The sequence below is a fragment of the Rummeliibacillus sp. GQ308 genome (genome assembly GCF_059759115.1).
Window position 1 is genome coordinate 115,347 of the sequence record NZ_JCAXDQ010000004.1, and the last position, 23,179, is coordinate 138,525.

Sequence of the window (23,179 nt, forward strand, 5' to 3'; positions counted from 1 at the left end):
TATCTCTTTAGTTTAGTAAGGTGTACCTCATGGAAAGAGGTACACCTTTTAAATTGTGACGACTACTGACTACAAAGAACATTTTAGAAAATACCAGCTCTTCCAGTTAGATAGAGTTCGTTTTATAATGAATAGAACGACAGTCAGATACTTTGTATATATTTTAAATTAATGTTAACCAAATAAATAACGGAGGTATTTTAAATGAGTCAATACTTGTTATTGAAAGACCATGTTTATAATTATATTGTAGAACAAATTAACAATAACGAACTTCTTAGCGGCAGCAAAGTCAATGAGAGTGCAATTAGCGAAAGTTTAAATGTGAGCAGAACACCTGTTAGAGAGGCTTTAATTCAACTATCCTCAGATGGATTGTTAGAATATGTTCCAAGAAAAGGTTTTGTGATAAAGGGACTAACAAAGGAAGAAGCAAAAGAAACCTTCTTGATTATCGGAACGCTCGATGGACTAGCCGCATCTCTTACAGCACCATTACTTAATGAGAAACATCTAAAAGAAATGGAGTTTTATGTGCAAAGCATTGATCTGGCAATTAATACGGAAAACTTCAACATGTATCATAAAATGCAAGAAGAATTTCACAACGTATACCTTTCCATTTGTCCAAACAAAAGTATTGTCGGCCTGCTTCACCAATTAGAAAAGAAATTCTTAAAAAACATGTACAATCTAGAGAATGTTGAATTCACAAAGGAAAAGCTTAGACAGACAAATAATGAACACAAAAAGATGATCGAATTATTCAGAGCCGGAGATATCGACGTATTAGAAAAACACATGAGAGATGTTCATTGGAATTCAGATAAGATTGATATTATTCCCTTATAGGATTGCGGGTATTTATTCAACTCTTCTATTATTCGCTATCTCTTGAAGTGACCCCCACTTCCTCCGCCGAAGTGGGAAGCTGCGTGTAATATAGATGATTAGATAAAGATAATCTATATATGCCCTGTAAATGTTTTATAAACGTACAGATTTCCTTCTTCATTACCATCCTTTCTATTCACTTTCACCTTTCCGTTGTTTCAAAAATAAATCTATCCTAAATTTTAAAAATCACCCTATTATGCAATTCTCATTCTGTTAATACATTTCTTATATTTAATTTCCTCATTCGAAGGGACCAACAGTAGTTGGACTTTTCGAATTATTTTTTATTGAAAAACATAAAATATAATGTACAATATACAATATACTTTATAGGAGGTTTGCAAATGAATATACAAAACTATGAAGCCGCAAAGAAATTAAGGCATGAATTGCACCAGCATCCTGAACTATCCAATGAAGAGCATTGGACAAAGCAACATTTAATCCAATTCTTGAAAGCGCATACAAATAACCTTGAGATTATTGATAAAGGAAGTTGGTTTTATGCTGCTTTCCATGCTGGAGAAGATAAACAGAATATTGCCTTTAGAGCTGACTTTGACGCTTTACCTATGGACGAAGTCATTGATGTTCCATGGGCTTCGAAGTTTCCAGGAAAAGCGCATAAATGCGGACATGATGGACATTCTGCTACGTTGGCGGGATTTGCCCTTGAAATTGATCAGAAAGGAGCTGAGAATAATATATATTTTCTCTTCCAACCTGCTGAAGAAACGGGCGATGGTGCCATTCAATGCGTTGATTTTATTGTAGAAAATAATATTGATGAGATTTTTGCCTACCATAATATGAGTGGCCTTCCCTATCATTCGGTCAATATCATAGACGGTACTATGCTTTGTGCTTCCAAAGGTATGTCCATATATTTTAAAGGGTTGCCAGCGCATGCTAGTCAACCGGAAGAAGGAACCAATCCTTCTATTGCAATCGCCAATATCGTAAGAGAAATTCCGACATTCATTTCACCCCAAAAGAACGATGGCTTAATTTTATGTACAGTTGTTCAAGTTGATATCGGTGAAAAAGCATTTGGGATTGCTGCCTCCAAAGGGGTCATTCGGTTAACAATACGCGCTTTATATGAAAAAGAATTAGACCAGCTTCAACAAAATCTCGTGAACTTCGCTGAAGAACAGGCCAAAGAATATGGATTGGAAGTAGCTTTCGAGTATAATGATGAGTTTCCAGAAACCGCTAATCATAATGAGAGCGCAGAAAAAATACGAACTGCAGCCAAAGCAAAAGGGATGAAATTAATTGAATTAGAAGAAGCATTCCGTGGATCCGAAGATTTCGGCCATTTTACAAAGCTTACAAAAGGCTCGTATTGCTTTATCGGTAATGGTGAGGATTATCCTCAAGTTCATACACATGAATATGATTTCCGAGATGAACTAATAGAAACAGGAGTAGAACTATTTATGGGTATAGCTCATGGTTAAAATCAAACGGCGACGCCTAATGGGGATTAGGGCTGATAGCATTTGATCTACAAGCTAGTATGCTTTTTCTGAAAAGCTACCTAGGGAATTGCGAGGACACTGTATGTTTAAAAAAGGGGAAAAAAAGGGGTTTAGCTTTCCACATGTTTATATTATGTTTTTGCTCGTCATGTTGCTAGTAGTCATCCTTTCATGGATTGTACCAAGCGGCGAGTATGAACTTGCTGTAGATCCAAAAACCGGTATTACCAAACTCAATACGGATATATTTCATTATATCCAAAATAAAAATCCTATTTCATTTATGGATTTCTTTACAGCATTACATAATGGAGTTGTACAGTCGGCGGATATCATAGTAACGAATTCCTGAAATGATTGATTATGTTGTAAAAGCATGGCGCGGAGAATATTCAATAACAGATTTCCATACGCCAACAACTTATAATAACCCTAAATTTGTTGACGAAATAACTCCCCTACTTCAAGAAGTAATGGGCGATGAAAATATTGTGGACAATGGCGTTATGAGTGGTTCGGAAGATTTTTCTTACATTTCTCAGGAGGTCCCTTCTGCTTTTGTTGTGTTAGGTACAGGAGAAGAAGGAGCCCCACCTGTTCACAATCCACGTATGTTCCAAAATGAAGATATTTTTAAATATGGAGCAGCTTTACACGCGAATGTTGCCATGGGTTGGTTACACTCGCAATCTGAAAATTAAAGCTTAAAGCCCAATCCTTCTGAGTTCTTAGTGGGGTTGGGTTTTCATTCTGTTTCACGTGAAACATTGCTTTTGCTAGTTCCTGCTACTGGAATGTATTATACAAAATGACTATGATGAAATTATTCCTACTCCATTTCTCTCGAAAGGATGTATAAAGCGATGCTAAACGAAATTAAATTGGAGCATTACCTGCCATATATCAATAGCTTGCCTGAATCTAATATAATCACTCCAGATGACGTATTGAATAGCAACTTTCTCATTGAAAAAGACAACAATATTGAAATGTACTATGCCCCCCACAATGAGTACATTAATCGAGATGCCAAAGTAGTTATAGTAGGCATTACTCCTGGGTGGACACAGATGAAGGCTGCCCTACTACAAGCCAAAATTTGTTTACACGAAGGTGCTTCAACCCACCAAATTTTAGAACAATCAAAAAGAGCAGCCGGTTTTGCGGGTACAATGAGGGAAAATTTAATTGAGATGCTTGATGAATGTGAAATGAATAAAGCATTTGGGCTTTCGTCAACTCGGCAATTATTCGAGAAACATTTTAGCCTTCTACATACCACTTCTGTGATTAAGTACCCTGTCTTTGTGAAGAAAAAGAATTATACAGGGCATACGCCAAAAATTGGCCGTTCTCGCCTATTAACCGAATATGCATATCATATATTTCTTCAAGAGCTAAAAGAAATCAAACAAGACTATCTTCTCATTCCCTTAGGTAAAGCTGTAACAGAAGTCATCTCCGACTTAGCGAAACAAGGAGAGATCCCTATGGAAAGATGTCTTTTTGGATTCCCTCATCCTTCTGGAGCTAATGGCCACCGAAGAAAACAATTTACTCAAAACAAGCATCAACTACAAACGATTGTTAAGAAATTCTCTCAACACATATAGAAAGGATATTACAATCTCAGAATAAATCTTACTCAAAAAATTGCTGTTCTTCTTGTAATCCCTTTTTTCTCTTCATTATTTTCACAATCGGAACTGCTATAAGTAATGCAACAGCTATGTTTATTACGCCAATAGAGGCATTAGCTATCTCTATACTTGAATTATCAGTATAAATGTTCACATTCATTATACCCAGGGATAAATTCACGAAAAAGAGTACTAGAAAAATGTTTAAAATACGCTTATAATAATCAATTTTTGATTTTGTATCTGTATATATTTCAAAGGGTCCCTCTGCTGCCGCCTTTTTCATGTAGATCCAGCCGCCAGACTCGTGAACGATGGTAATTCCGCTGTCCTTCAGAAATTCAAAGTACTCCTTCTTTTCCAGGACAGACATCCCAGTAATAAATTCATTACGATAAATACTGTCACCTGGCTCTCCCTTTGTAAAAGTAAATCGACCCAAGAAAAACTTTTCCAGATGCCAACCATTTTGCGCCATTTCATTAATCCACTTTTCTTCTTTCTCAAAATCTAAATAAAAGCGAAACTTTACCTTCTTCATTGCTGTCTCTCCTCCTTTGTAATGAGTAACCCATTGTGATGCAACTCATCAAGTCGTTTTATTTCAGCTTCAATCAACAACTTTCCAGCTTCCGTAATTACATATTCTTTTTTCCGTCCATCATCATCTAAAGGAACAATCCATTTTCGCTTCACCAATGTCTTTATTGCTCCATAAATCGTGCCTGGACCAAGCTCTACACGTCCATTGCTAAGTTCCGAAACAAATTGCATAATCCCATATCCATGTCTTGGTTCATACAGAGCTAAAAGGATATAATAAACCCCTTCTGTTAAAGGCGCATTCTCTTCCATCATTACACCACCTATCGCCAATCGTTATATCGACTGTTGATATAAACTATATCAGCAGTCGATATAACTGTCAATCTTTTCAAGATACAAAAAGGGAAACCGTTATTTCGGTTTCCCTTCCATTTAACACTGATTATTATTAAAACAAAATCGTAGATAAATAAATAACAGTTGTCACAGTGACCATGCTAAAAATGGTCGACATTAAAACAACTTGTGCCGCATACTCAGGATGGTTATCATATTCCAAAGCAAAAAGTGCGCTATTTCTTGAGGTTGGGAAGGAACTTGCGATGAACAAAGCCTGCGCCGTCACCCCATCCAATTTCAAAATAAAAATAATCAGCAATGCTACTGCAGGAGATAAAATTAGTCGTCCCACTAAACTCATAAGTAAAGACAGCGAAAACTGCTTAAGTTGAAGAAATGCACTTTGAGCGCCCAATGTAATTAGAGCTACAGCAAGGAAAGCATTAGAAGAATTTTTAATAGGTTCCCACAAAAAAGAAGGAATCTTTATATGTAAAGTATGAAGAAGCAAGCCTAGCAAGAAGGCATAAATCACTGGGTTTTTTAAAAAGCCGTTCAGTGCTTTCCCCTTGGTTTTATCTATTGAAACTGAGTTAAACAACCCATAGGTATAGGTAAGCAAATTCTGATAAATCATCACAACAATTTGAATAGATGCCCCTAATGGATTGTGTTGAAACACAAGCTGGCTGACTGGCAAACCGAAATTCCCAGAGTTAACTAAAACCACACTATTTTTAAATACAGAGGATACTCCTCTATCGAATTTTGCAACTTTCGCAATGCCTCCGCTTAAGAGGATTAAGATTATACTTTGTATAATTAAAAACCCCAGAATGTGCAATAATGTTTCGCCGCCAATTTTATTTTCATAAATATTAGTGAAACTGACTGCAGGCATTAGTAAATAGGTATTCAATTTAGATAGAGTGTTCATATCAAATAAAAACTTACGATGGAGATAACCCCCGAGCCCAATTAAGATAAATATGGGCAGTATGACGTTTACTAAAATCTCAAAAAATATAGCCATAAATACCTCCTCAAATTAAATATAAGGCGTCGGTTAAAGAACGGTAAATATAATATCCATTTAAACATGAAATTCCAAAAACTCAATATAGAGAGTTTTTGGAATCAATCGTTAGATAGGGATAATGGAGAAAATAAGGGCTACTAAAATCATTACAGCTGTAGCCCCACATGCCCATTTCAAGAAGGTACGTTGTAGACTACCAAAATCTTCGCCAACCATTCCTACTAATAAGTACGTGGATGGCACAAGAGGACTTAATAAGTGTACCGGCAACCCTAATAATGACGCCCGGCCAATCATAGCTGGATCAATTCCATAACCGCTTGCTGCTTTGGCGAGTAACGGTAATACCCCGTAGTAAAAGGCATCATTGGACATAAAGAATGTAAAGGGTGCACTAATGATGGCAGTAATTATGGCAAAGTGTGACCCCAAGGCATCTGGAATATACGTAATAACCACATTAGCCATAGCATCAACCATCTTTGTTCCGGAAAGTATTCCTGTGAATACGCCAGCTGCAAATACCATGGAAACTACGGACAATGCATTATCTGCGTAGTGCATGACTCTTTCTTTTTGTTCTTTTAAATTAGGATAATTCATTGTAATAGCAATAGCAAAACCAATCATAAACAAGACAGTAGTTGGCAAAACTTCACGAATCAATGCTACTAACAGGATGATTGTCAGTAAGTAGTTGATCAGTATAAGTTTCGGTCTCTTTAGACTTTCATCAGCCGTCGTTGCTGCTGCCATCGCTTCTGTACCATAGTTAATTTCTAATACACCCGTTCTTTTACGTTCCTTTTTACCAAGGGTGTAAGCCATAAACAAAACAAACAATACTCCGCCAATCATACTTGGGATGACTGGTGTGAAGATATCCCCCATCTCCAAATTCAATGCCGTCATCGCTCTGGCTGTAGGACCTCCCCACGGAAGAAGATTCATTACACCAGAAGCTGAAACTGCAATCCCCGCAAGTACTAATGGTTTCATTCCAATACGTTTGTAAAGTGGTAGCATTGCTGAAATAGTAATCATATATGTGGTAGTTCCATCTCCATCAAGTGAGATTAACAAGGCAAGTACAGCTGTACCAATTGCGATTTTTACAGGATCACCTTTAACAACCTTTAAAATTGTATTAATAATAGGATCGAATACCCCTGCATCAATCATAATGCCAAAAAAGAGAATAGCAAATAAAATCATAATCCCAGTAGGTGCCACACTCTTGATTCCCTCTAATGCCATAGGACCCATATCTTTGCCGAATCCCCCAAATAAGGCAAAAACAATTGGAACCACTATCAGAGCAATCATTGCAGATAAGCGTCTGGTCATAATGAGCACCATGAATGTTATAATCATTAAAAATCCTAATGTTGCAAGCATTATTCTTCACCCCTTTTATAAGTAAATTAATAATATATAATTTTCTGTTTACTGAAAACGTTTTCAAATTAAAGTTATTATTGTACATAATGCTACATTTTGTTCATATTGTTCATGAAGCACAAAAAAAGAAGGCTATATTTAATAGCCCTCTTTAAACAGGATAATATTTTCTTTCCGGTCTTCCAACGATACCATATACAACCTCAGCTTTGGCTTCATTTATCGATGAAAGATACTCCAAATATCGGCGCGCAGTAATTCGTGAAGCTCCAATTTCTTTTGCTACTTCCTCTGCTGAAAGTCCCATTCGCTTTGTAAGAAGAACAGCCTGGACCTTCTCTAAGGTTATTTCATCTATTCCCTTTGGAAGTCCTGAATTTTTCTTCATCTTTTGATCGAAACTTTTGCCAAAAAGAAGATCTACATACGTTTGGTTTATCTCCTGATTTGACATAAGTATGGAATGTCTTTTTATATATTCTGAGATAACTTCATCAAAGCGTTCCCTATTCACTGGTTTAATTAAATAATGGATTACTCCGTAATTTAGTGCCGTTTCAATAAATACTTTATCAGTAGCAGCCGTAATCATAATAATATCTACCTTAGGGAAGTCCTTTCGGATAAGGGGCAGTAAATCCGTGCCCATCATATCGGGAAAAAATACATCTAAAATTAATAAATCCGGCTGCTTTAACTTAATTAATTCAAGGGTTTGTTCACCGTTTAACGCCTTTCCAACTACATCTATTTCATCAAATGTTGATAAGTATTTTTCATGTATATCTGCAATTCGGAAATCATCTTCTGCAATAACTGCTTTTATTCTGTTCATGTTTTCTCCCCTTTATAAATATTTAGGAAGATAGACGGTAAATATCGTTCCGGTTTCTAGCGTACTTTGAACCTCAATCATGCCATTCATCTCTGTAACAGCCTTTTCTGCATTTGAAAGTCCATATCCTCTTGCTTCCATCCTATCTGAATCTTTCGTAGTGAATCCTTTTTGGAAAAGATATGTTAAATTTTCTTCTTTAATTCCTTTTCCATTGTCAGCAATTTCAAAGATAATATCACTTCCAATGTCAGTAGTGAAGAATTTTACAGTTGGAATGTCAGAATCTAACACAGCTTCAAAAGCATTTTCAATTAAATTACCTAGGATAATAATTAAATTTGACAGTTTTATATGAGAAGGAAGAGAGTCTAAATAGCTATCTTGGGCTATATCAAACGCAATCTTCTTTTCCGATGCCTTTCCTAGTTTGCCTAGGAGGATAGCCTGAACTTTTGTATCTTTTATTTGTTTAAAGACAATAGAATTTTGAGTCTGAAGCATCTGTGTTTCTTGATGGAGCATATCAATCGCTTCTTTGCACTCTCCTAGCTCTAGCAATCCCATCAATACGTATAATTTATTAGTAAATTCGTGGGTTTGTGCACGTAGGTCCTCTGAATAACTCTTTACTTCAGATATTGTGTTGACCATTTGTTCAATTTCCGTTTTATCTCGGAAAGAGGCCACTACTCCAATATTCCCCTTTTTATTATAAAGAGGTGTACAATTCACAATGATTGTTTTTTCCTTCCACACTATTTCTTTATCTATTTGAGGTGTTCCTGTTCTGATCACTTCATATAGATATTCAGAAGGAAAAAGGTCATCTACCTTAAAGTCGATGACAGATCCTTGAATGTTCAAGAGGTTTTTAGCAGTTTGATTCATCGTGATAATGAACCCCTCCTGGTCAATGGCCAGAATCCCTTCTTTCACAGCATGTAATATGGCCTCCTGCTCTCTATAAAGCCGAGCGATTTCATATGGTTCTAGACCCATGGTATCCTTGCGAATGTTACGACCGAGTAATGAACTGCCAATCAAGGATATAATTAACGCAATGAGAGAGACATATAGAACTTTAATAATGTTTTTCTTTGCCTGCTCATGAACATCTTCAAGTAAAAAACCTACTGATACAATTCCAATAATTTCTCCTTTTTTATTGTAAATGGGCGATTTCCCTCTAATAGAAGGGCCGAGCGATCCTTTTGATTTTGATACATAGTATTTCCCACCCTGAAGAGCTTTTTCGTTATCTCCGCCCTTCATTTTTTTACCAATCATTGCTTGTAGAGGGTGAGAGTATCTGACCCCATTCTTATCTCCCACAACAATAAATTCAGCACCTGTTTCTTTACGGATTTTTTCTGCAATGGGTTGTATTTCATTGGATGGATTTTTTGTTTGTAAAGCAGTAATAATATTCGGCATAAAAGAGACTGTTTTAGATAACTCTAAGGCCATCCTTCCTTTATTATCCTCTATCTGTTTACTTTCCATATAGCTATAAAACACAGTTAACAGCAAAATTAACAACAGCCCTAAGGCAAAAACGAGGCCAAATATTTTCGTCTGTAAAGATATTCTTTTGAAGTTCAATAAGGGTTTCTCCTTTGTTTGAATATACCTATCTTTCAATAAGTGTTATATTCACTGCCACTTTACTTGTCTTGATTCCTGTTCATTCCAAACCCCAAATCCTTCTGAATACTTTTTCTCTAAAAACATCGGTAACCTTTCTTTCATTCCTTCAGCAAAATTCAGTTTTGGTAACTCCTCCGTATCTACCCAAAAAATACGGCCTTCATCTGTTCTATCTAGCAAAGTTCCGCTAAAATCCTCTGTTCTATAATTAAAAACAAAATACTTTTCGCCTGTTTCATCGTTATACAAATATATAATTCCACAGGCTTCTAAATTAGAGATGGTTAACCCTGTTTCCTCTTTTATTTCTCTAATCGTTGAATCAATTAAACTTTCGCCGTCCTGAACCTTTCCACCTAGAAAAGAAATACCCTTCCAAGACTTAATCCGATCAAGAACTAAAACTTTATTATTTTCTTTATCATAAATCATACACATATTGGTTAATGTTGTCCTAGTCACAAAATAGTCCCCCAGCTTCCCACTTTTATCAATTATCGCCTATGTACTACTTTATCTCATAAATTTCTTTTATATATTAACATAAGCCTAAATAGACAATTCAAACAAATAGCACCTCTACATGATTAGAGGTGCTGGCATTTTTCTTCCTATAGCGTGGTTGAATTCATCTTTACTTTTATTATTTCCTAAGTGATTCATTTTGTTGCTTTAATTTCTTTTGAAGAAGGTTTAATTGATTCATCAATTCTTCATACTCTTCAAATTCAATATTACATGGTTTAACATCAGCCGATATTTTCTCGATAATGGCTTGTTTTTCTTTGAGAGCTTTTGGTTGCAGGTATATAGAGACTTTTCGTTCGTCTACTGTTGAACGCTCTCTTCTTACCCAATCATTCGCTTCCATCCTTTTAATCATTGGCGTTAAAGTACCTGTACCTAAATTTAACCGATTGCCCAATTCCTTTGCCGTAAGACCATCTTTTTCCCATAGCACTAATAAGGCTAAGTATTGAGGATAGGTAAGGCCAAATGGCTGAAGCACCTTTGCATATAATTTGTTAAATTGGCTGCTCGCTTCATAGATTGAAAAACAAAGTTGGTTTTCTAGAGTAAAAAAATCATCCAACATGCTCATTCCTTTATATACAATAATATTATTTTTTCTCTTCCCATTCCTATATAACAAAAACTTATACTTTTCTATTATGTACCTTATCAGGAGATACTAAAAATTTAAACGTCTGCGATTAAGTTTAGGCGCTTTATTTGAGGGTATCAAGGTAAAATACAAATTTTAATCAAAAAAGATGTAATTGTTGACTCCTTCATTTAAATCTTATAAGATTTAATCGTACACGATTTAAATTTAAACAAAAGGTGGGAATGTAAATGACAGTTTTATACACAGCAAGCGCAACAGCAGTAGGCGGTAGATTAGGAAGAGTAGTTTCATCAGACAATGTATTAGACCTAGATTTAAAGACACCAAAAGAGCTAGGTGGACCAGGCGGTTATGGTACAAATCCTGAACAATTATTTGCGGCTGGTTACTCAGCTTGCTTTGATTCAGCATTAAACCTTGTCATCAAAACACAAAGAGTAAAAGAGGTAACATCAACGGCAGTCACAGCAAATGTTTCCATTTTCAAAGGTGAAAACAATGGATTTAAACTTGCAGTGGAATTAGAGGCTGAAGTTGAGGGTGTCGATAAAGAAACAGCTCAAAAACTTGTAGAGGCAGCTCATCAAGTTTGTCCTTATTCTAATGCTACAAGAGGCAATATTGAGGTAACTCTTAAAGTAGTTTAATGGTATTGGTTTTGGAAGGGTTTCTTTAACAGAAGGAACCCTTCTTTCTATTAATCAAATATCTCTTTATTCATTATTTCCCTGTTCTTCAAAATAAGTGTGCTCATGCTGAAGCAGCCATTCTTTTCTCCATTGCCCTCCTGCATAACCAGTTAATTTCCCATTAGAACCGATCACTCTGTGACAAGGAAGGACAATACTTAACCTATTTTTACCATTTGCGTTTCCTACAGCGCGAGTAGCTTTTTCATTCCCTATGGATATGGCAATATCCTTGTAGGATCTTTTTTCTGCATAGGGAATTTCTTTTAGCGCCTCCCATACTGTCCTTTGAAAGCCAGTTCCTTCTAATGCATAGGGAAAAGAAAAATTCCGACGATATCCTTTAAAATACTCATCTAACTGGGTGTAGCAAGCTTTTACAACAGATGGTGTTTCCTCTAATAAAAATTTTTCTGTGATATCCTCTTCAGAAAATAAAATGGAATAGATCGCTTCATTCGTGCCAATTATTTCAATTAATCCAATTGGTGATTTGTAATACATTTTATAAGTCTTCATCATACAAGGACCTCCAAAGATAAAAGGTAGCATACGCCTTCCACCCTTTCCAATGTTCTGCAAATGCTTCTATCTCTTCTATAGATGGCTTTTTCTCAAGCCCTAACTGTTTCTTTAGCGCATTGTGAAGGCCGACATCTGCAATGGGAAAGGCGTCGGCATAGTGTAGACATCTCATTAATACATAATCTGCCGTCCATGGACCAATACCTCTTATCTTCATTAAGGACTTGCGTATTTGCTGAAAATCTTTTTTCCCTTGAAGTAACCTCACTTTATTCAAGTCGCCATTTACCATTGCTTTAGCAATATCAATAATATATTCTGCCTTCCTCTGCGTAAATTGAAGTTCTCTTAAATCATCGATGTGGAGGGATGCTATTTTTTCAAATGTGGGGAATAACCAAAATGTATCTCCTTCAAAGTTCAAGCTTTCACCGTATTTTTCAGTAAAACGTTTTTTTAATGTGTATGCAAATGTTAAATTAATTTGCTGCCCCATAATTGCCCATACGAGCGCTTCAAACAAATCTGGAATACATACAATCCGCAAACCATAATATTTATGGACAAGTGTCTGTAAGACTTGATCTTGAGCAGCCAACTGATAAAATCCCTTTAATTCCTGGTCAAAATCGAACCATTCCCATATATAAGCTGCTACTTTTTGTCGTAAATCAATTGATGGAGGGCTTATAGGGAATTTAACATTTAAGGAACAATTGCCCCATCCAATTCTACATAAAATGAAAGAATGATCCACCTTTATTAATTTATATAAAAATCCTTCTTTAATCTGGTGAGTTTCTTCTAATTTAGATCTACCCAAATAGAGTAAACACTCTTCAAAATTAAATTCATGTGGAGGATAAATTTCCAAATATATCTCTTTATCCTTCCAATTCATTTACACAACCCTTTCGAAATTCACTTGGAGAACAATTTTTCAAACTTCGAAACACCTTATAAAAATTAGAGGGGCTCTGAAATCCTACTTCATAACAGATCTCTAAATTTGTCATAGAGGTATGACTTAATAGGTGGGCTGCTTTATCTATTCGAATTTTTTCTAGATACATACGTGGTGTCTCAGAGGTCTCCTGTTTAAATGTGCGTTCTAAATAAAATGGACTTACACCAATTTCATTTGCAATATCCTTTAGTATCAACGATTGTTTATAATTGTTAACTAGGAATGTAATTACATTTCTCACAAGTTCAATATGTGGGGAGTGCTCAACTTCTGGCTGACATCTTTTGCAAGGACGATAACCAGCCATTACAGCTTCATTCATTTCACTATAGAATTCAACATTTATTTTTTTAGGTTTTCTTGATCTACAGGAAGGACGACAGTAGATTTTCGTTGTCTTGACTGCGGTAAAAAACAGCCCATCATATTTCCGATCACAGGCGATGATTTTCTCCCACATCTCTTCAAAAGAAAGATTGATATTAGTTTCCATGTACACACTTTCCTTTCATATTAGAGCTTCGTCTCATACAAACAGAATGTATCCCTATGCTCTAATAATTCGCCCGCCTTCTTTTCCAAATATGCGATTACTATATCAGATAGAGCATTTCCAAAACTAAAACGTCTGACTCCTAATTCTTTAAGATGATTATAATTGGTTACGCCAGGTAAAGATAATATATTTACAGGTGCACTAACACTCATTGTAAGCTCTTTAATATCCATATCTTCTTTTATCCCATGTACAAAGATTCCGCTAGCCCCACTTTCCAAGTATGCCCTTGCTCGTTCCATTGTTTCAGGTAAAGGGTTTTCCTTTTGAAGGTAAGTATCCGTTCTTGCATTGATAAAAAAATCCTTAAACCCCCTATGATCCAACTCTAATCTTATTTTTTCCAACAAGCTAGCATGTTGGGAAATACTTTTTAATCCATGAGTTTTTTTCTTGGAATCCTCGATATTGATACCTGCTACGCCGACTTCCGCCGTCCTTAACACATTCTCAATTATCATGTTCGTATCTTCACTATATCCTGCCTCAATATCAGCTGAAACAGGAATATTTACATTCTCTGCAATTGTTTTTATAACTGTTAAATGCCGATCAAAATCAATTAGTTCTCCATCCGCAAATCCCAGTGAGTTGGCTATCCCCCAACTAGTTGTACCAATAGCTTTGAATCCTGCCTTCTCAAGAGTTAAAGCAGACAACAGATCCCAAGCGTTACCAAGAAATAAAGGTTCCTCTGTATGATGTAGCTCATTGAATGTTTGAATTGTATTCATCTTATTCTCCTCCAAGTAACTTTTGTTGAACCTATTCTAACAAGAGGTCGAACCACATTTCGTCCTCATTCTTGCTCTTATGGTCAGGAGATTCATTAAAAAGAGAATTCCAACGTGCATTCCACTTAAACACCCTTCATCTGGAGTCGGTTCTTTTTATAAAGTAAAGTATGATATATCAAAATGATATATATCTTTTTGTTAGGATGATTACATTGAAAAATTACAATCATACAACCTATGCCATATTAACAAGTAAAGAAAAAAAGCATAAGATGATAAAAAAGTGGAGTTGATTGCTCTGACCAATTTCTCTCCTGAAAAATTATCAGTAGAATACAGAGATGGGATAACACCTGTGCAGCCTGTAATTCCAAGACACTATACGCTAACTCATTCAGATTTAACTGGAGATCTATTTTTAACCATTGGTAATCATTATGCATGGGATAAGGTCACCTCTATGCGAGATGAAGTATTGGGTGAATGGAAAGAAAATAGTAGTTTCTTATACTATTGTGTGTATGTTTATATTGACCAAGAGCCATTTAATCAACTTATCTCAGCGAAACGCTATGAAGTATTTAGACGTGAATTGCCCCTTGCATTAACCGCTATTCGTTATGGCGACAATCTTCTTTTTCAGAACTACCCCCTACTTGATCAAGCAACCATAGTGGTTAACTTTGTGTCAGCCTATCCCCCATTTGCCAGACAAGAAAATTGGGGGATGTTTCATAATTATTCCGTAAAATAAATCACTAGGCTGCTGAGTAATTAAATTAAGAAATTCCTTTCTCCTAACCATTAATTATTCAGTAGTCTTTGAATTAAATGACTGATAGCTTTATATAATTCTTTTTCAGTTAGAGTCTAACCCTGCCCTTACAGCATCCTAAGAAAGTGCTCCATTCGTTTACACAAGGGAAAATTTGCAAAAATATACGAGAGGCACTCTCTCGCTGTTACGGCATGTTTTTTCAGATTTTTTGGTCCCCAAAGCTAGTAAGATCTTTAAAGTTCCTAAAAATACATACATGTTCTCTACAAAGACACTTCATATGGAGTGGATTCTTTTCATAAAGTAAAGTATCATATATCAAAATGATATATATCTTTTAGTTAGGATGGTCACATTGAAAAATTACAATCATACAACCTATTCCATTCTTGGAATTTTAACTACAGAATGCCGTACTGGCTATGCTATTAAGCAGCTAATTGACGAGAGTTTAAACCACTTTTGGAAAATTAGTTATGGCCAAATCTATCCGACATTAAAGATGATTGTCCAAGATGGATTAGCAGAAGTCCATACGTCGACTCAAAAAGGCAAGCCTGATCGTAATGAATATTTCCTTACGCCAAAAGGAAGGGATGCTTTAAAAACTTGGTTGGAAGAGCCGGTTGAACAAATTCCGGTTGAACGAAATGAGATTTTACTTAAACTGTTTTTTGGAAGTTATCAATCAAAAGAATCTACTATTTCCCTAATCGAAGAGTATAAGCAAAAATTAGAGGCTCGTTATGAAACATATAAAAATATTGAACATACCATTTCTACCTACAACAATGATGCTTCTCAATATTGGCTGTTTACATTAGATTACGGAAAAAGGATAACAATGGCCGCCATTGAGTGGTGCACCTCCACTCTCAATCAAATATCAGTTTAGGGGGAATAAAATGGCTAAGAAAATTTATACAGGGCGTTATACAACGGAAAATGACGAGGATATTGTTGTTTTTATTATTGGCATGAGGGTCAACAAGCGATTAGCCTTTCACAAATGGCTTCCTGTATTTAATGCTATGCCTGGTATGGTTAAAGAGCTGTATGTGAACAAAGAAGAATTAGGCTTTCTTTCAATGGAAACTTATTTTGGCCTTAGTACGACAATTATGATTCAGTATTGGCGTTCTATTGAAGATTTACTTTCTTATTCAAAAAACGACCTACACTTAAAGGCATGGAAAAATTTCAATAAAAAAATAGGTAACAATGATGCAGTAGGTATTTACCATGAAACATATAAAGTAAGTAGCGGAAACTATGAATCGATTTATGGGAATATGCCTCTTTATGGATTGGGGAAAGCTTTAAAACATATTTCTATTACTGAAAGCATTCACTCCGCTCGTAAACGGCTCAAATAAGCTTTACTTTCTCTTTTGTTTTATAATTTAATAAAAGGAATTCTACATGTTACATTCTCCTACTTATCAAACTGATTTAAGAAATACACCGCTTCAAATTTTCTATTATTATTCAAACTAGAAGAACAATATGTAAAGTCAGCAAAAGTCCCAAAAAAGGAATTTTTAATGGATTCGAATGATACTTTGATTTAGTGGATCTATAATTAATTCCTAATTTAAAAAGTAGAGGTGAATTTATAGTGATAGATATTAATTGGGCGTTAGTCGCCCCACTCCTTGTTATTCAGTTTATATTATTTATTGTTGCATTAATTGATTTGATACGCATTCATGCAACGAACGGTCCAAAATGGGTTTGGGCTATTGTCATCATATTCCTCAATACGATTGGACCAATCTGTTACTTTATTTTTGGGAGAAAAACTTCATGATTAGAATTGAACATCTTACGAAGGTTTTTGGTGGAGAAAAAGTAGTAGATGATTTGTCTTTTGTTCTTGAAGCAGGGACTTCCACTGCATTAATCGGTCCAAATGGAGCTGGAAAAACGACTACTTTATCCATGCTCACGGGCTTACTAAAACCAACCAATGGGTCTATTAGAATGAATGATACCCAAGATATCCGAAAAGAAATTGGCTTTTTGCCTCAATACCCTAACTTTTATCCTTGGTTAACGGCATTAGAGTTTACCGAGATGACTGGAAAGCTAAACGGTGTACCATCCAGGGATGCAAAAAAACAGGCAGAAAGAGTGTTGGATTTCGTTGGATTAACGAACGATAGATCAAAGAAAACGTCCACATTTTCAGGTGGTATGAAACAACGGCTTGGTATTGCTCAAGCCATCGTCCACAAACCAAAGCTCCTCATATTAGACGAACCTGTATCCGCTCTTGATCCGGTTGGGAGACGAGAAGTTATAAATCTATTAAAACAATTGCAGCAACATTCAACGATTTTGTATTCTACTCACATCTTAAATGATGCAGAGGAAATGACAGACCAGCTGCTCTTCTTAAAAAAGGGGCAATTAGTAGAGCAAGGTTCCTTGAAGGATATACGTACGAAATTTGATTCATTACGTTATAAGATTCAATTTACAAGTAAAGAAGAGGCATCACTCTTTGCCACACAATCACAGCTACCAACCACAGTAGAGGAATCTTATGCTTTTATAGAAATAAAAGATGGCTTTCCAACGATGCAAGAGCTCATGTCCCAACTTATTGTTCTGCCATTTTCTATATTAAAAGTGGAACGAGTGACGATGACATTAGAGGAAATTTTTATGAAGGTGGTTGGACAATGAAGACTTTCATTATACTACTTCAAAAAGAATTTCGTGAAAGCTGGAGAAGCTTCAAGTTCTTGTGGATGCCGCTACTATTTATTTTGCTAGGAATTACAGATCCATTAACAAATTATTATATGGAAGACATTTTAAATGCTGTCGGCAATATGCCCGATGGATTCTCTCTTTCACTACCAGACGTTTTACCAATTGATATTCTGATGGCTTCTACTGGTCAATTCCAATCGATAGGCCTTATCGTGTTTGTCATTACAATAGCAGGGATGATTAACCGTGAAAGACAAAACGGTACAGCAACCCTTATATACGTGAGACCTATTTCCTTTTTTGCTTTATTTATGAGTAAATGGGTTGTAGGAAGCATACTAGGCATTCTAAGTGTTAGCTTAGGCTATGCTGGCAGTATGTACTATACAGCTATTTTATATGGATCAGTTGATACTATGTCCTTTATTCAAATGGTTCTGTCCTATTGTGTATGGATTGTATTTGCCACAGCTGTTGCGCTAATGTTTAGCGCTATATTTAAGACAGCGTTCGCAACGACCTTCACCATTATTGTCATCCCATTTGGTGTCATGATTGATTCATTGATTGGCCAATACTGGCATTTCTCACCATGGAAATTAGCAAATTACAGCGTACAGTTACTATCTGATACGCATAATGAATATTATATAAAAACCTTGCTGTTAACCATTATTCTATTAATTTTAGCTATAATAATCGGTATCCTATTTACGCGAAAAAATGCCGGAACAACGAAAATTTAACTTGTGAAAATGAAAAGTATTTCACATTATTATCTGATAATAAAAAACTGCCTCTCATACTTAGTGGGCAGTTTTTTATTTTCTTGAATACAACAATATTTTCAACTATTAAAGCGATATCCGCTGCCCCAAATTGTCTCGATCGGCAGCTCGGATAATTTCGCTTTTTTCAATTTATCTCGTATTCGTCCCACATGGACAACAACTGTAAAAACATCTCCATCTAAATCGTCCATATACCATAATTGACGGAAAAGCTGTTCCTTTGTCCAAACGCGATTTGGATGGTCCATAAAGAACGCGAGCAAATCAAATTCCTTCGTTGTAAAAATAACTTCCTGATCTAACACGAATACTTTCCGTGCAGCTTTATCAACTATAATATTTTTCATCTCTAAATAATCCTGTGTTTGTCCAGTACCTGTCAACTGCTTATAACGTTTACTATGAGCTTGTACACGCGCGACAAACTCGCTCGGGCTGAATGGTTTCGTTATATAATCATCAGCGCCTAAACCAAGCCCCCTGATCTTATCAATATCTTCCTTTTTTGCAGACACAATTATAAGTGGTATATCTTTCTTTTCACGAATACGTCGACAAATTTCAAAACCATTCATAGAGGGGAGCATCAAATCAACGACAACTAAATCAAAAGGCTCGTTTAATGCTCGATTCATCCCCTCAAAACCGTCTGTCACGATATCTGCTTGTATTTGATTAATTTCTAAATAATCTCTCTGTAATTCTGCAATACTGATATCATCCTCGATGATTAATATACGAGTTGGCACGAGTCATTGACACTTCCTTTAAGCCTTTTTCAAGATTATTGCCACTGTTGTACCATAATCTAGCTTGCTTTGAATTTTTACACGGCCATTGTGCTTGGCAACGATCTGCTTTACAATGGCAAGCCCCAGACCACTTCCGCCTGTCGTTGAGGTACGTGCTTCTTCACCACGATAAAAATGATCAAATACATATGGGAGCTTGGATTCCGGAATTCCTTGCCCGTTATCCCTTACTTTAATTTCAACTAGATCATCCACGACTATTACTTCTAAAATTATATATAATAGTTCATTTTGCTTTTTAAATTTCATACTATTTTCTATTAAATTAATAATGGCCCGATTCATCTGCATTCGATCAATATAAACATACACATCCTCCTCTACGTTCAACTCTAAATGAACTTCTTGATTATATAGCTGGAATTCCTCCACGATATGTGTAAGGAACTTTGTAAGCTGTATATGCTCAAAGTAGAAGTGAATGGCCTCTGCATCAAACTTTGAATAAAGGAAAAGTTCTTCAATTAATCTATTCAATGCAATTGATTTAGAATGGATGGTCCTCAAATACTTTTCTCGCTTTTCAGGTGTTTCGGCAACACCCTCCTGTAAACCTTCAACATAACCAATAATGGTGGTAATCGGTGTTTTTAAATCATGAGAAATACTGGCTATTAGGTCTTTACGATTTTTTTCAAGATTACGCTGCTCCTGGATAGAATCTAAAAGTGCTAACCGCATACTCTCAAAGTTGGAGGTCAGTTCATGTACCTCCTTTGCTGTCTTTGGAGGTAATGCTGGTGCCTCAATCATTAAATCTCCTTCTCGAATTTCAGACATGGTCCGTCCTAAATTTTCTAGTGGCTTAATAATTGTCTTATTTAAAAACTGATTTAAAAAGAGCATTGCCGTGATAGCTACAAGAAAGATGAAGAGAATAATAATAATTCCCCATTTTGTCAGGAAATCTAAAAAGCTATTTTCTTTCTTTAACACTAAAACGCTGCCCTTCGACTTATCGCTATAAAAAAAATCATACTTAATATAACGGTAGAGTCCACCTGCATTATCTATTGTGCCCTTTGTCTCAATATTATTCTTATCAAAAGACGGGAAATGTACAACAAGAGACCTTTCTACTAGTCCCCTTGAATAATATACTATTTCCTTTTCATGCCGGATGACAACGCCAAGTGACTTCAGCTCAATCTGTTGCAATCTTTTTTGGATATCCTGCTCTAAAAGATTGTCTGGATCCATCTTAGCAATATTCCGTAGTTCTACATAAGCAAGCCCCTCATCCGGACTCAAAGAACGCTGCTTCGTAAAAGTCTGGTACAATGTTTTAGGTGTGGGAATAGATCCTGTTGTGACATAAAAGACAATGCATAGAATAGAGAGAATTGTGACACTCGCAATCACAATACCGCCAATATATGAAGTTAAAAATCTATTTTTTATTGTCATTATCCATCTCCTTTCCTCAATTTATAAAGGAGATTCCTCCCTTTTTCAAGGAAGGAGCTATAGTTAAAAACTAAATGATGGGTTTAAATCTCCCTTATATGGCTCATGCTCCACAAAGATGGTGATATCTTTGCCATTTGCATCTTTACCTACACGCTTATAAGTAAACTTGCCATCGTTTAATTCAGTAAGTTCTAAGGCAGCACCGTATTTATTATCGCCTATTGATACATGCGCACGGATTTTATTATGGTTAATGACATCAAAGTAACCGTAGTCTCCACGACTTTCTCCTGTTTCTTTATTAAAGAATTCATATTTGTCCGTGTCCTCTTCAAACTTTGCCACACTTAAAAAGTTCGTATTATACTTTGAGACATCATTTCCATCCTCATCAAGCACCTTAGTTCCTTGCCATAACGTTTCACCAAGAATTTTATCCCCATCTATACGAGTATTAATATCTCCAGTAGAAGTAGTTAGCTTTTGATCTGCTTTAGAGAACGCTAAATCATTTTTATCATATGGTATATGCTCTACAAATACTTCTATATCATTACCTTTCGTATCTTTGCCCATACGTTTGTACGTGAAAATCTTCTGATCTAATTCAGTTATTTCAACAACGGCTTGATATTTCATCGTATCTGAAATTAAAATGCGTTTCTGGCCATCATTTGTGACAAAGAATGTACCCTCGTCGCCTCGTGTTTTGCCTGTTTTCGCATCAAAAAACTCGTAACGTCCTTTCTCTGCATCGTATTTTGCTAAACCAATAAAACCCGAATTCTCCTTAGTTAAGTCATTTTTATCTTTATCATAAACACGAGTACCTTGCCAATTTGTACTACTTAATATGTTCGCCATTTCTTGCCCCTTTGAAAGTGGCTGTTCAGCGTTTTTGGCTTCCGCCTGCTCATTTTGTACTGCTGATTTGTTGGTCTCATTTTTAGTTGTATCATTGCATGCTGCTAATAATGTGACTGAGCTAAGAATAGCAAGTGTAGTGAATTTGAATTTGTTATTCATAAAGTATTCTCTCCCTTATCGTTTTCTTATACTCAGTATGGACATCAGTTCTAAACTGTATATATCGCAAATATAAACAAAATATAAATTCGTAAAAAACGCACAATGCTTTATATAGGTACGTTTTTTAGAATAATAAAAAGGTATATGAAAAATTCCATATACCTTTAATAATTGGTGTTATGTCTCACCTAATGTTTTTACCACATTAAGATAAATCCCTATAATGAGTCGCTCGGTTTCGCCCCATTTTCTTAGAAGAATAGAGAGCTTGGTCTGCATTTTCTATGATTGATTCTTCTGTATCCTTATTAGTAAAGGTGGCTGCTCCAATACTGATTGTTAAACTCCCAACCTCTTTCCACTCCGCTTGTGCAACCTTTTGATTCATATTCCGAGATATACTTATCGCTTCTTCTACATCCGTATTTGGCAGAATGATTGTAAATTCTTCACCGCCAAAACGAGCAGGACTATCTGCAGTTCTCACCTGGCTTTTTAGGATATTTGCTAGTTTTATAAGTACCATGTCACCTATATGGTGTCCATACGTATCATTCACCTTTTTAAAATGATCAATATCAATAATAAGTAGGGAGAATACTTTTTGTTCTTTGTGGTAACAGTCAATCTGCTCCTCCAGTTTTTGCTGAAAGAATCTTCTGTTAGGAATGCCTGTAAGCTTATCTGTATTTGATATTTCAACTAATCCTGAATTAATCTCCATTAATTCAATCTGTTTCTTTTCTATTTCACGATAAATTTGTTCTAGTTTTGCAAAAGCTTCGTTCTTTTCTATATAGGCCTCTTCCATTTGCTTTTTAGTCTTACGTAATTCTAGTTCATAATCAATCTGCTTTTTCATTTGAACGAAGATACAGTCAATCATTTCAACACTATCTTGTTCCACATGTCTTGCATTCATTAAATAAGGAATAGATTCGCCGTTTTGATTTCTAAGATTGATGAATAATTCTTCTACATATCCATGTAAATTAATATTTGGGTAAAAATAAGAATGAAAGATTAACTTATTCCCCGTCGATAAGAGCGATTCAAAGTGCTCCCCTATTAAATTTTCTTGCTTGAACCCCATCCATTCAAGAAAGGTATTATTAACCTCTGTTATATAACCATTACGGTCAATCGATATAAACCCACAAGGTGCTTCTCTTAATCTTTCATTCATAATTAATCCCCTCTGATA

The 23,179-nt window shown here is 35.7% G+C and carries 28 protein-coding genes; 12 read left to right on the forward strand and 16 right to left on the reverse strand.

Annotated elements, in window-relative coordinates:
• Positions 1 to 204 precede the first annotated feature (204 nt).
• From AC6CHJ_RS14025 to AC6CHJ_RS14045, 5 genes are all read left to right on the forward strand, one after another.
• Complete coding sequence (locus AC6CHJ_RS14025; protein WP_147197505.1) at positions 205 to 852, forward strand: GntR family transcriptional regulator; 648 nt, start codon at positions 205 to 207, stop codon at positions 850 to 852.
• A 389-nt stretch (positions 853 to 1,241) separates the two neighbouring features.
• Entirely contained in the window at positions 1,242 to 2,360 is a 1,119-nt protein-coding gene (locus tag AC6CHJ_RS14030; protein WP_498289037.1) for a M20 metallopeptidase family protein, read from the forward strand.
• A 103-nt stretch (positions 2,361 to 2,463) separates the two neighbouring features.
• Positions 2,464 to 2,733, forward strand: coding sequence for a hypothetical protein (locus tag AC6CHJ_RS14035; RefSeq protein ID WP_498289038.1), 270 nt, complete (start codon positions 2,464 to 2,466; stop codon positions 2,731 to 2,733).
• A gap of 1 nt (position 2,734) precedes the next feature.
• Positions 2,735 to 3,082 (forward strand): M20/M25/M40 family metallo-hydrolase, encoded by a 348-nt coding sequence (locus AC6CHJ_RS14040; protein ID WP_498289039.1) that lies wholly within the window; start codon positions 2,735 to 2,737, stop codon positions 3,080 to 3,082.
• Between the two features lie 162 nt (positions 3,083 to 3,244).
• Positions 3,245 to 3,994, forward strand: coding sequence for a hypothetical protein (locus AC6CHJ_RS14045; protein ID WP_498289041.1), 750 nt, complete (start codon positions 3,245 to 3,247; stop codon positions 3,992 to 3,994).
• A 28-nt stretch (positions 3,995 to 4,022) separates the two neighbouring features.
• Here AC6CHJ_RS14045 and AC6CHJ_RS14050 read toward each other — a convergent pair whose 3' ends face one another.
• The 8 genes from AC6CHJ_RS14050 to AC6CHJ_RS14085 all read right to left on the reverse strand — a co-directional run bounded on the left by AC6CHJ_RS14050 (position 4,023) and on the right by AC6CHJ_RS14085 (position 10,927).
• On the reverse strand, positions 4,023 to 4,562 hold the full coding sequence (locus tag AC6CHJ_RS14050; protein ID WP_498289043.1) for a DUF2812 domain-containing protein: 540 nt from the start codon (positions 4,560 to 4,562) through the stop codon (positions 4,023 to 4,025).
• Positions 4,559 to 4,879, reverse strand: coding sequence for a PadR family transcriptional regulator (locus tag AC6CHJ_RS14055; protein ID WP_249775087.1), 321 nt, complete (start codon positions 4,877 to 4,879; stop codon positions 4,559 to 4,561). Before AC6CHJ_RS14055 ends, AC6CHJ_RS14050 begins: the two co-directional genes overlap by 4 nt.
• 136 nt (positions 4,880 to 5,015) lie before the next feature.
• Positions 5,016 to 5,939 (reverse strand): AEC family transporter, encoded by a 924-nt coding sequence (locus tag AC6CHJ_RS14060; protein WP_147197519.1) that lies wholly within the window; start codon positions 5,937 to 5,939, stop codon positions 5,016 to 5,018.
• Positions 5,940 to 6,050: 111 nt separating this feature from the next.
• Entirely contained in the window at positions 6,051 to 7,343 is a 1,293-nt protein-coding gene (locus tag AC6CHJ_RS14065) for a CitMHS family transporter (RefSeq protein ID WP_498289045.1), read from the reverse strand.
• Positions 7,344 to 7,497: 154 nt separating this feature from the next.
• Positions 7,498 to 8,181, reverse strand: coding sequence for a response regulator (locus tag AC6CHJ_RS14070; protein WP_498289047.1), 684 nt, complete (start codon positions 8,179 to 8,181; stop codon positions 7,498 to 7,500).
• A 12-nt stretch (positions 8,182 to 8,193) separates the two neighbouring features.
• The gene (locus AC6CHJ_RS14075; RefSeq protein ID WP_498289048.1) at positions 8,194 to 9,786 is read right to left on the reverse strand and encodes an ATP-binding protein; all 1,593 of its coding nucleotides are present in this window, start codon (positions 9,784 to 9,786) and stop codon (positions 8,194 to 8,196) included.
• Positions 9,787 to 9,837: 51 nt separating this feature from the next.
• Entirely contained in the window at positions 9,838 to 10,293 is a 456-nt protein-coding gene (locus tag AC6CHJ_RS14080; protein ID WP_498289050.1) for an 8-oxo-dGTP diphosphatase, read from the reverse strand.
• A 181-nt stretch (positions 10,294 to 10,474) separates the two neighbouring features.
• Positions 10,475 to 10,927, reverse strand: coding sequence for a MarR family winged helix-turn-helix transcriptional regulator (locus AC6CHJ_RS14085; protein WP_498289051.1), 453 nt, complete (start codon positions 10,925 to 10,927; stop codon positions 10,475 to 10,477).
• Between the two features lie 260 nt (positions 10,928 to 11,187).
• On the opposite strand from AC6CHJ_RS14085, the gene AC6CHJ_RS14090 reads away from it, so the two are divergent.
• Positions 11,188 to 11,607 carry an organic hydroperoxide resistance protein gene (locus AC6CHJ_RS14090; protein WP_066791091.1) on the forward strand — a complete coding sequence of 140 codons (420 nt, stop codon included), beginning with the start codon at positions 11,188 to 11,190 and terminating at the stop codon, positions 11,605 to 11,607.
• Between the two features lie 66 nt (positions 11,608 to 11,673).
• On the opposite strand, the gene AC6CHJ_RS14095 is transcribed toward AC6CHJ_RS14090, so the two are convergent.
• From AC6CHJ_RS14095 to AC6CHJ_RS14110, 4 genes are read right to left on the reverse strand one after another with little or no spacing between them, the layout of a single operon-like run.
• A complete protein-coding gene (locus AC6CHJ_RS14095) occupies positions 11,674 to 12,171 on the reverse strand; it encodes a methylated-DNA--[protein]-cysteine S-methyltransferase (RefSeq protein WP_498289052.1) in 498 nt (165 codons plus the stop codon).
• On the reverse strand, positions 12,155 to 13,075 hold the full coding sequence (locus AC6CHJ_RS14100) for a DNA-3-methyladenine glycosylase family protein (RefSeq protein WP_498289053.1): 921 nt from the start codon (positions 13,073 to 13,075) through the stop codon (positions 12,155 to 12,157). Before AC6CHJ_RS14100 ends, AC6CHJ_RS14095 begins: the two co-directional genes overlap by 17 nt.
• The gene (locus AC6CHJ_RS14105; RefSeq protein WP_498289055.1) at positions 13,059 to 13,634 is read right to left on the reverse strand and encodes a bifunctional transcriptional activator/DNA repair enzyme AdaA; all 576 of its coding nucleotides are present in this window, start codon (positions 13,632 to 13,634) and stop codon (positions 13,059 to 13,061) included. Before AC6CHJ_RS14105 ends, AC6CHJ_RS14100 begins: the two co-directional genes overlap by 17 nt.
• A 20-nt stretch (positions 13,635 to 13,654) precedes the next feature.
• Positions 13,655 to 14,431: an isocitrate lyase/PEP mutase family protein gene (locus AC6CHJ_RS14110; RefSeq protein WP_498289056.1), complete on the reverse strand. Its 777-nt coding sequence runs from the start codon at positions 14,429 to 14,431 to the stop codon at positions 13,655 to 13,657.
• Between the two features lie 286 nt (positions 14,432 to 14,717).
• On the opposite strand from AC6CHJ_RS14110, the gene AC6CHJ_RS14115 reads away from it, so the two are divergent.
• The 6 genes from AC6CHJ_RS14115 (at position 14,718) to AC6CHJ_RS14140 (ending at position 18,679) form a co-directional block, all read left to right on the forward strand.
• Positions 14,718 to 15,188 (forward strand): staygreen family protein, encoded by a 471-nt coding sequence (locus tag AC6CHJ_RS14115; RefSeq protein ID WP_498289058.1) that lies wholly within the window; start codon positions 14,718 to 14,720, stop codon positions 15,186 to 15,188.
• A 379-nt stretch (positions 15,189 to 15,567) separates the two neighbouring features.
• Entirely contained in the window at positions 15,568 to 16,107 is a 540-nt protein-coding gene (locus AC6CHJ_RS14120; protein ID WP_249775094.1) for a PadR family transcriptional regulator, read from the forward strand.
• A gap of 10 nt (positions 16,108 to 16,117) precedes the next feature.
• Positions 16,118 to 16,588 carry a DUF4188 domain-containing protein gene (locus tag AC6CHJ_RS14125; protein WP_498289059.1) on the forward strand — a complete coding sequence of 157 codons (471 nt, stop codon included), beginning with the start codon at positions 16,118 to 16,120 and terminating at the stop codon, positions 16,586 to 16,588.
• Between the two features lie 242 nt (positions 16,589 to 16,830).
• Positions 16,831 to 17,022, forward strand: a complete 192-nt coding sequence (locus tag AC6CHJ_RS14130) for a PLD nuclease N-terminal domain-containing protein (protein ID WP_173668490.1) — start codon at positions 16,831 to 16,833, stop codon at positions 17,020 to 17,022.
• On the forward strand, positions 17,019 to 17,903 hold the full coding sequence (locus AC6CHJ_RS14135) for an ABC transporter ATP-binding protein (protein ID WP_498289060.1): 885 nt from the start codon (positions 17,019 to 17,021) through the stop codon (positions 17,901 to 17,903). The genes AC6CHJ_RS14130 and AC6CHJ_RS14135 overlap by 4 nt, the downstream gene beginning before the upstream one ends.
• Positions 17,900 to 18,679, forward strand: a complete 780-nt coding sequence (locus AC6CHJ_RS14140; RefSeq protein ID WP_498289061.1) for an ABC transporter permease — start codon at positions 17,900 to 17,902, stop codon at positions 18,677 to 18,679. Before AC6CHJ_RS14135 ends, AC6CHJ_RS14140 begins: the two co-directional genes overlap by 4 nt.
• Positions 18,680 to 18,780: 101 nt before the next feature.
• On the opposite strand, the gene AC6CHJ_RS14145 is transcribed toward AC6CHJ_RS14140, so the two are convergent.
• From AC6CHJ_RS14145 to AC6CHJ_RS14160, 4 genes are all read right to left on the reverse strand, one after another.
• Complete coding sequence (locus AC6CHJ_RS14145; protein WP_147197540.1) at positions 18,781 to 19,473, reverse strand: response regulator transcription factor; 693 nt, start codon at positions 19,471 to 19,473, stop codon at positions 18,781 to 18,783.
• Between the two features lie 18 nt (positions 19,474 to 19,491).
• Entirely contained in the window at positions 19,492 to 20,943 is a 1,452-nt protein-coding gene (locus AC6CHJ_RS14150; protein ID WP_498289062.1) for a sensor histidine kinase, read from the reverse strand.
• A 63-nt stretch (positions 20,944 to 21,006) separates the two neighbouring features.
• Positions 21,007 to 21,972 (reverse strand): DUF4822 domain-containing protein, encoded by a 966-nt coding sequence (locus AC6CHJ_RS14155; protein ID WP_498289063.1) that lies wholly within the window; start codon positions 21,970 to 21,972, stop codon positions 21,007 to 21,009.
• A 208-nt stretch (positions 21,973 to 22,180) separates the two neighbouring features.
• Positions 22,181 to 23,161: a sensor domain-containing diguanylate cyclase gene (locus AC6CHJ_RS14160; RefSeq protein WP_498289064.1), complete on the reverse strand. Its 981-nt coding sequence runs from the start codon at positions 23,159 to 23,161 to the stop codon at positions 22,181 to 22,183.
• Positions 23,162 to 23,179: the final 18 nt, after the last annotated feature.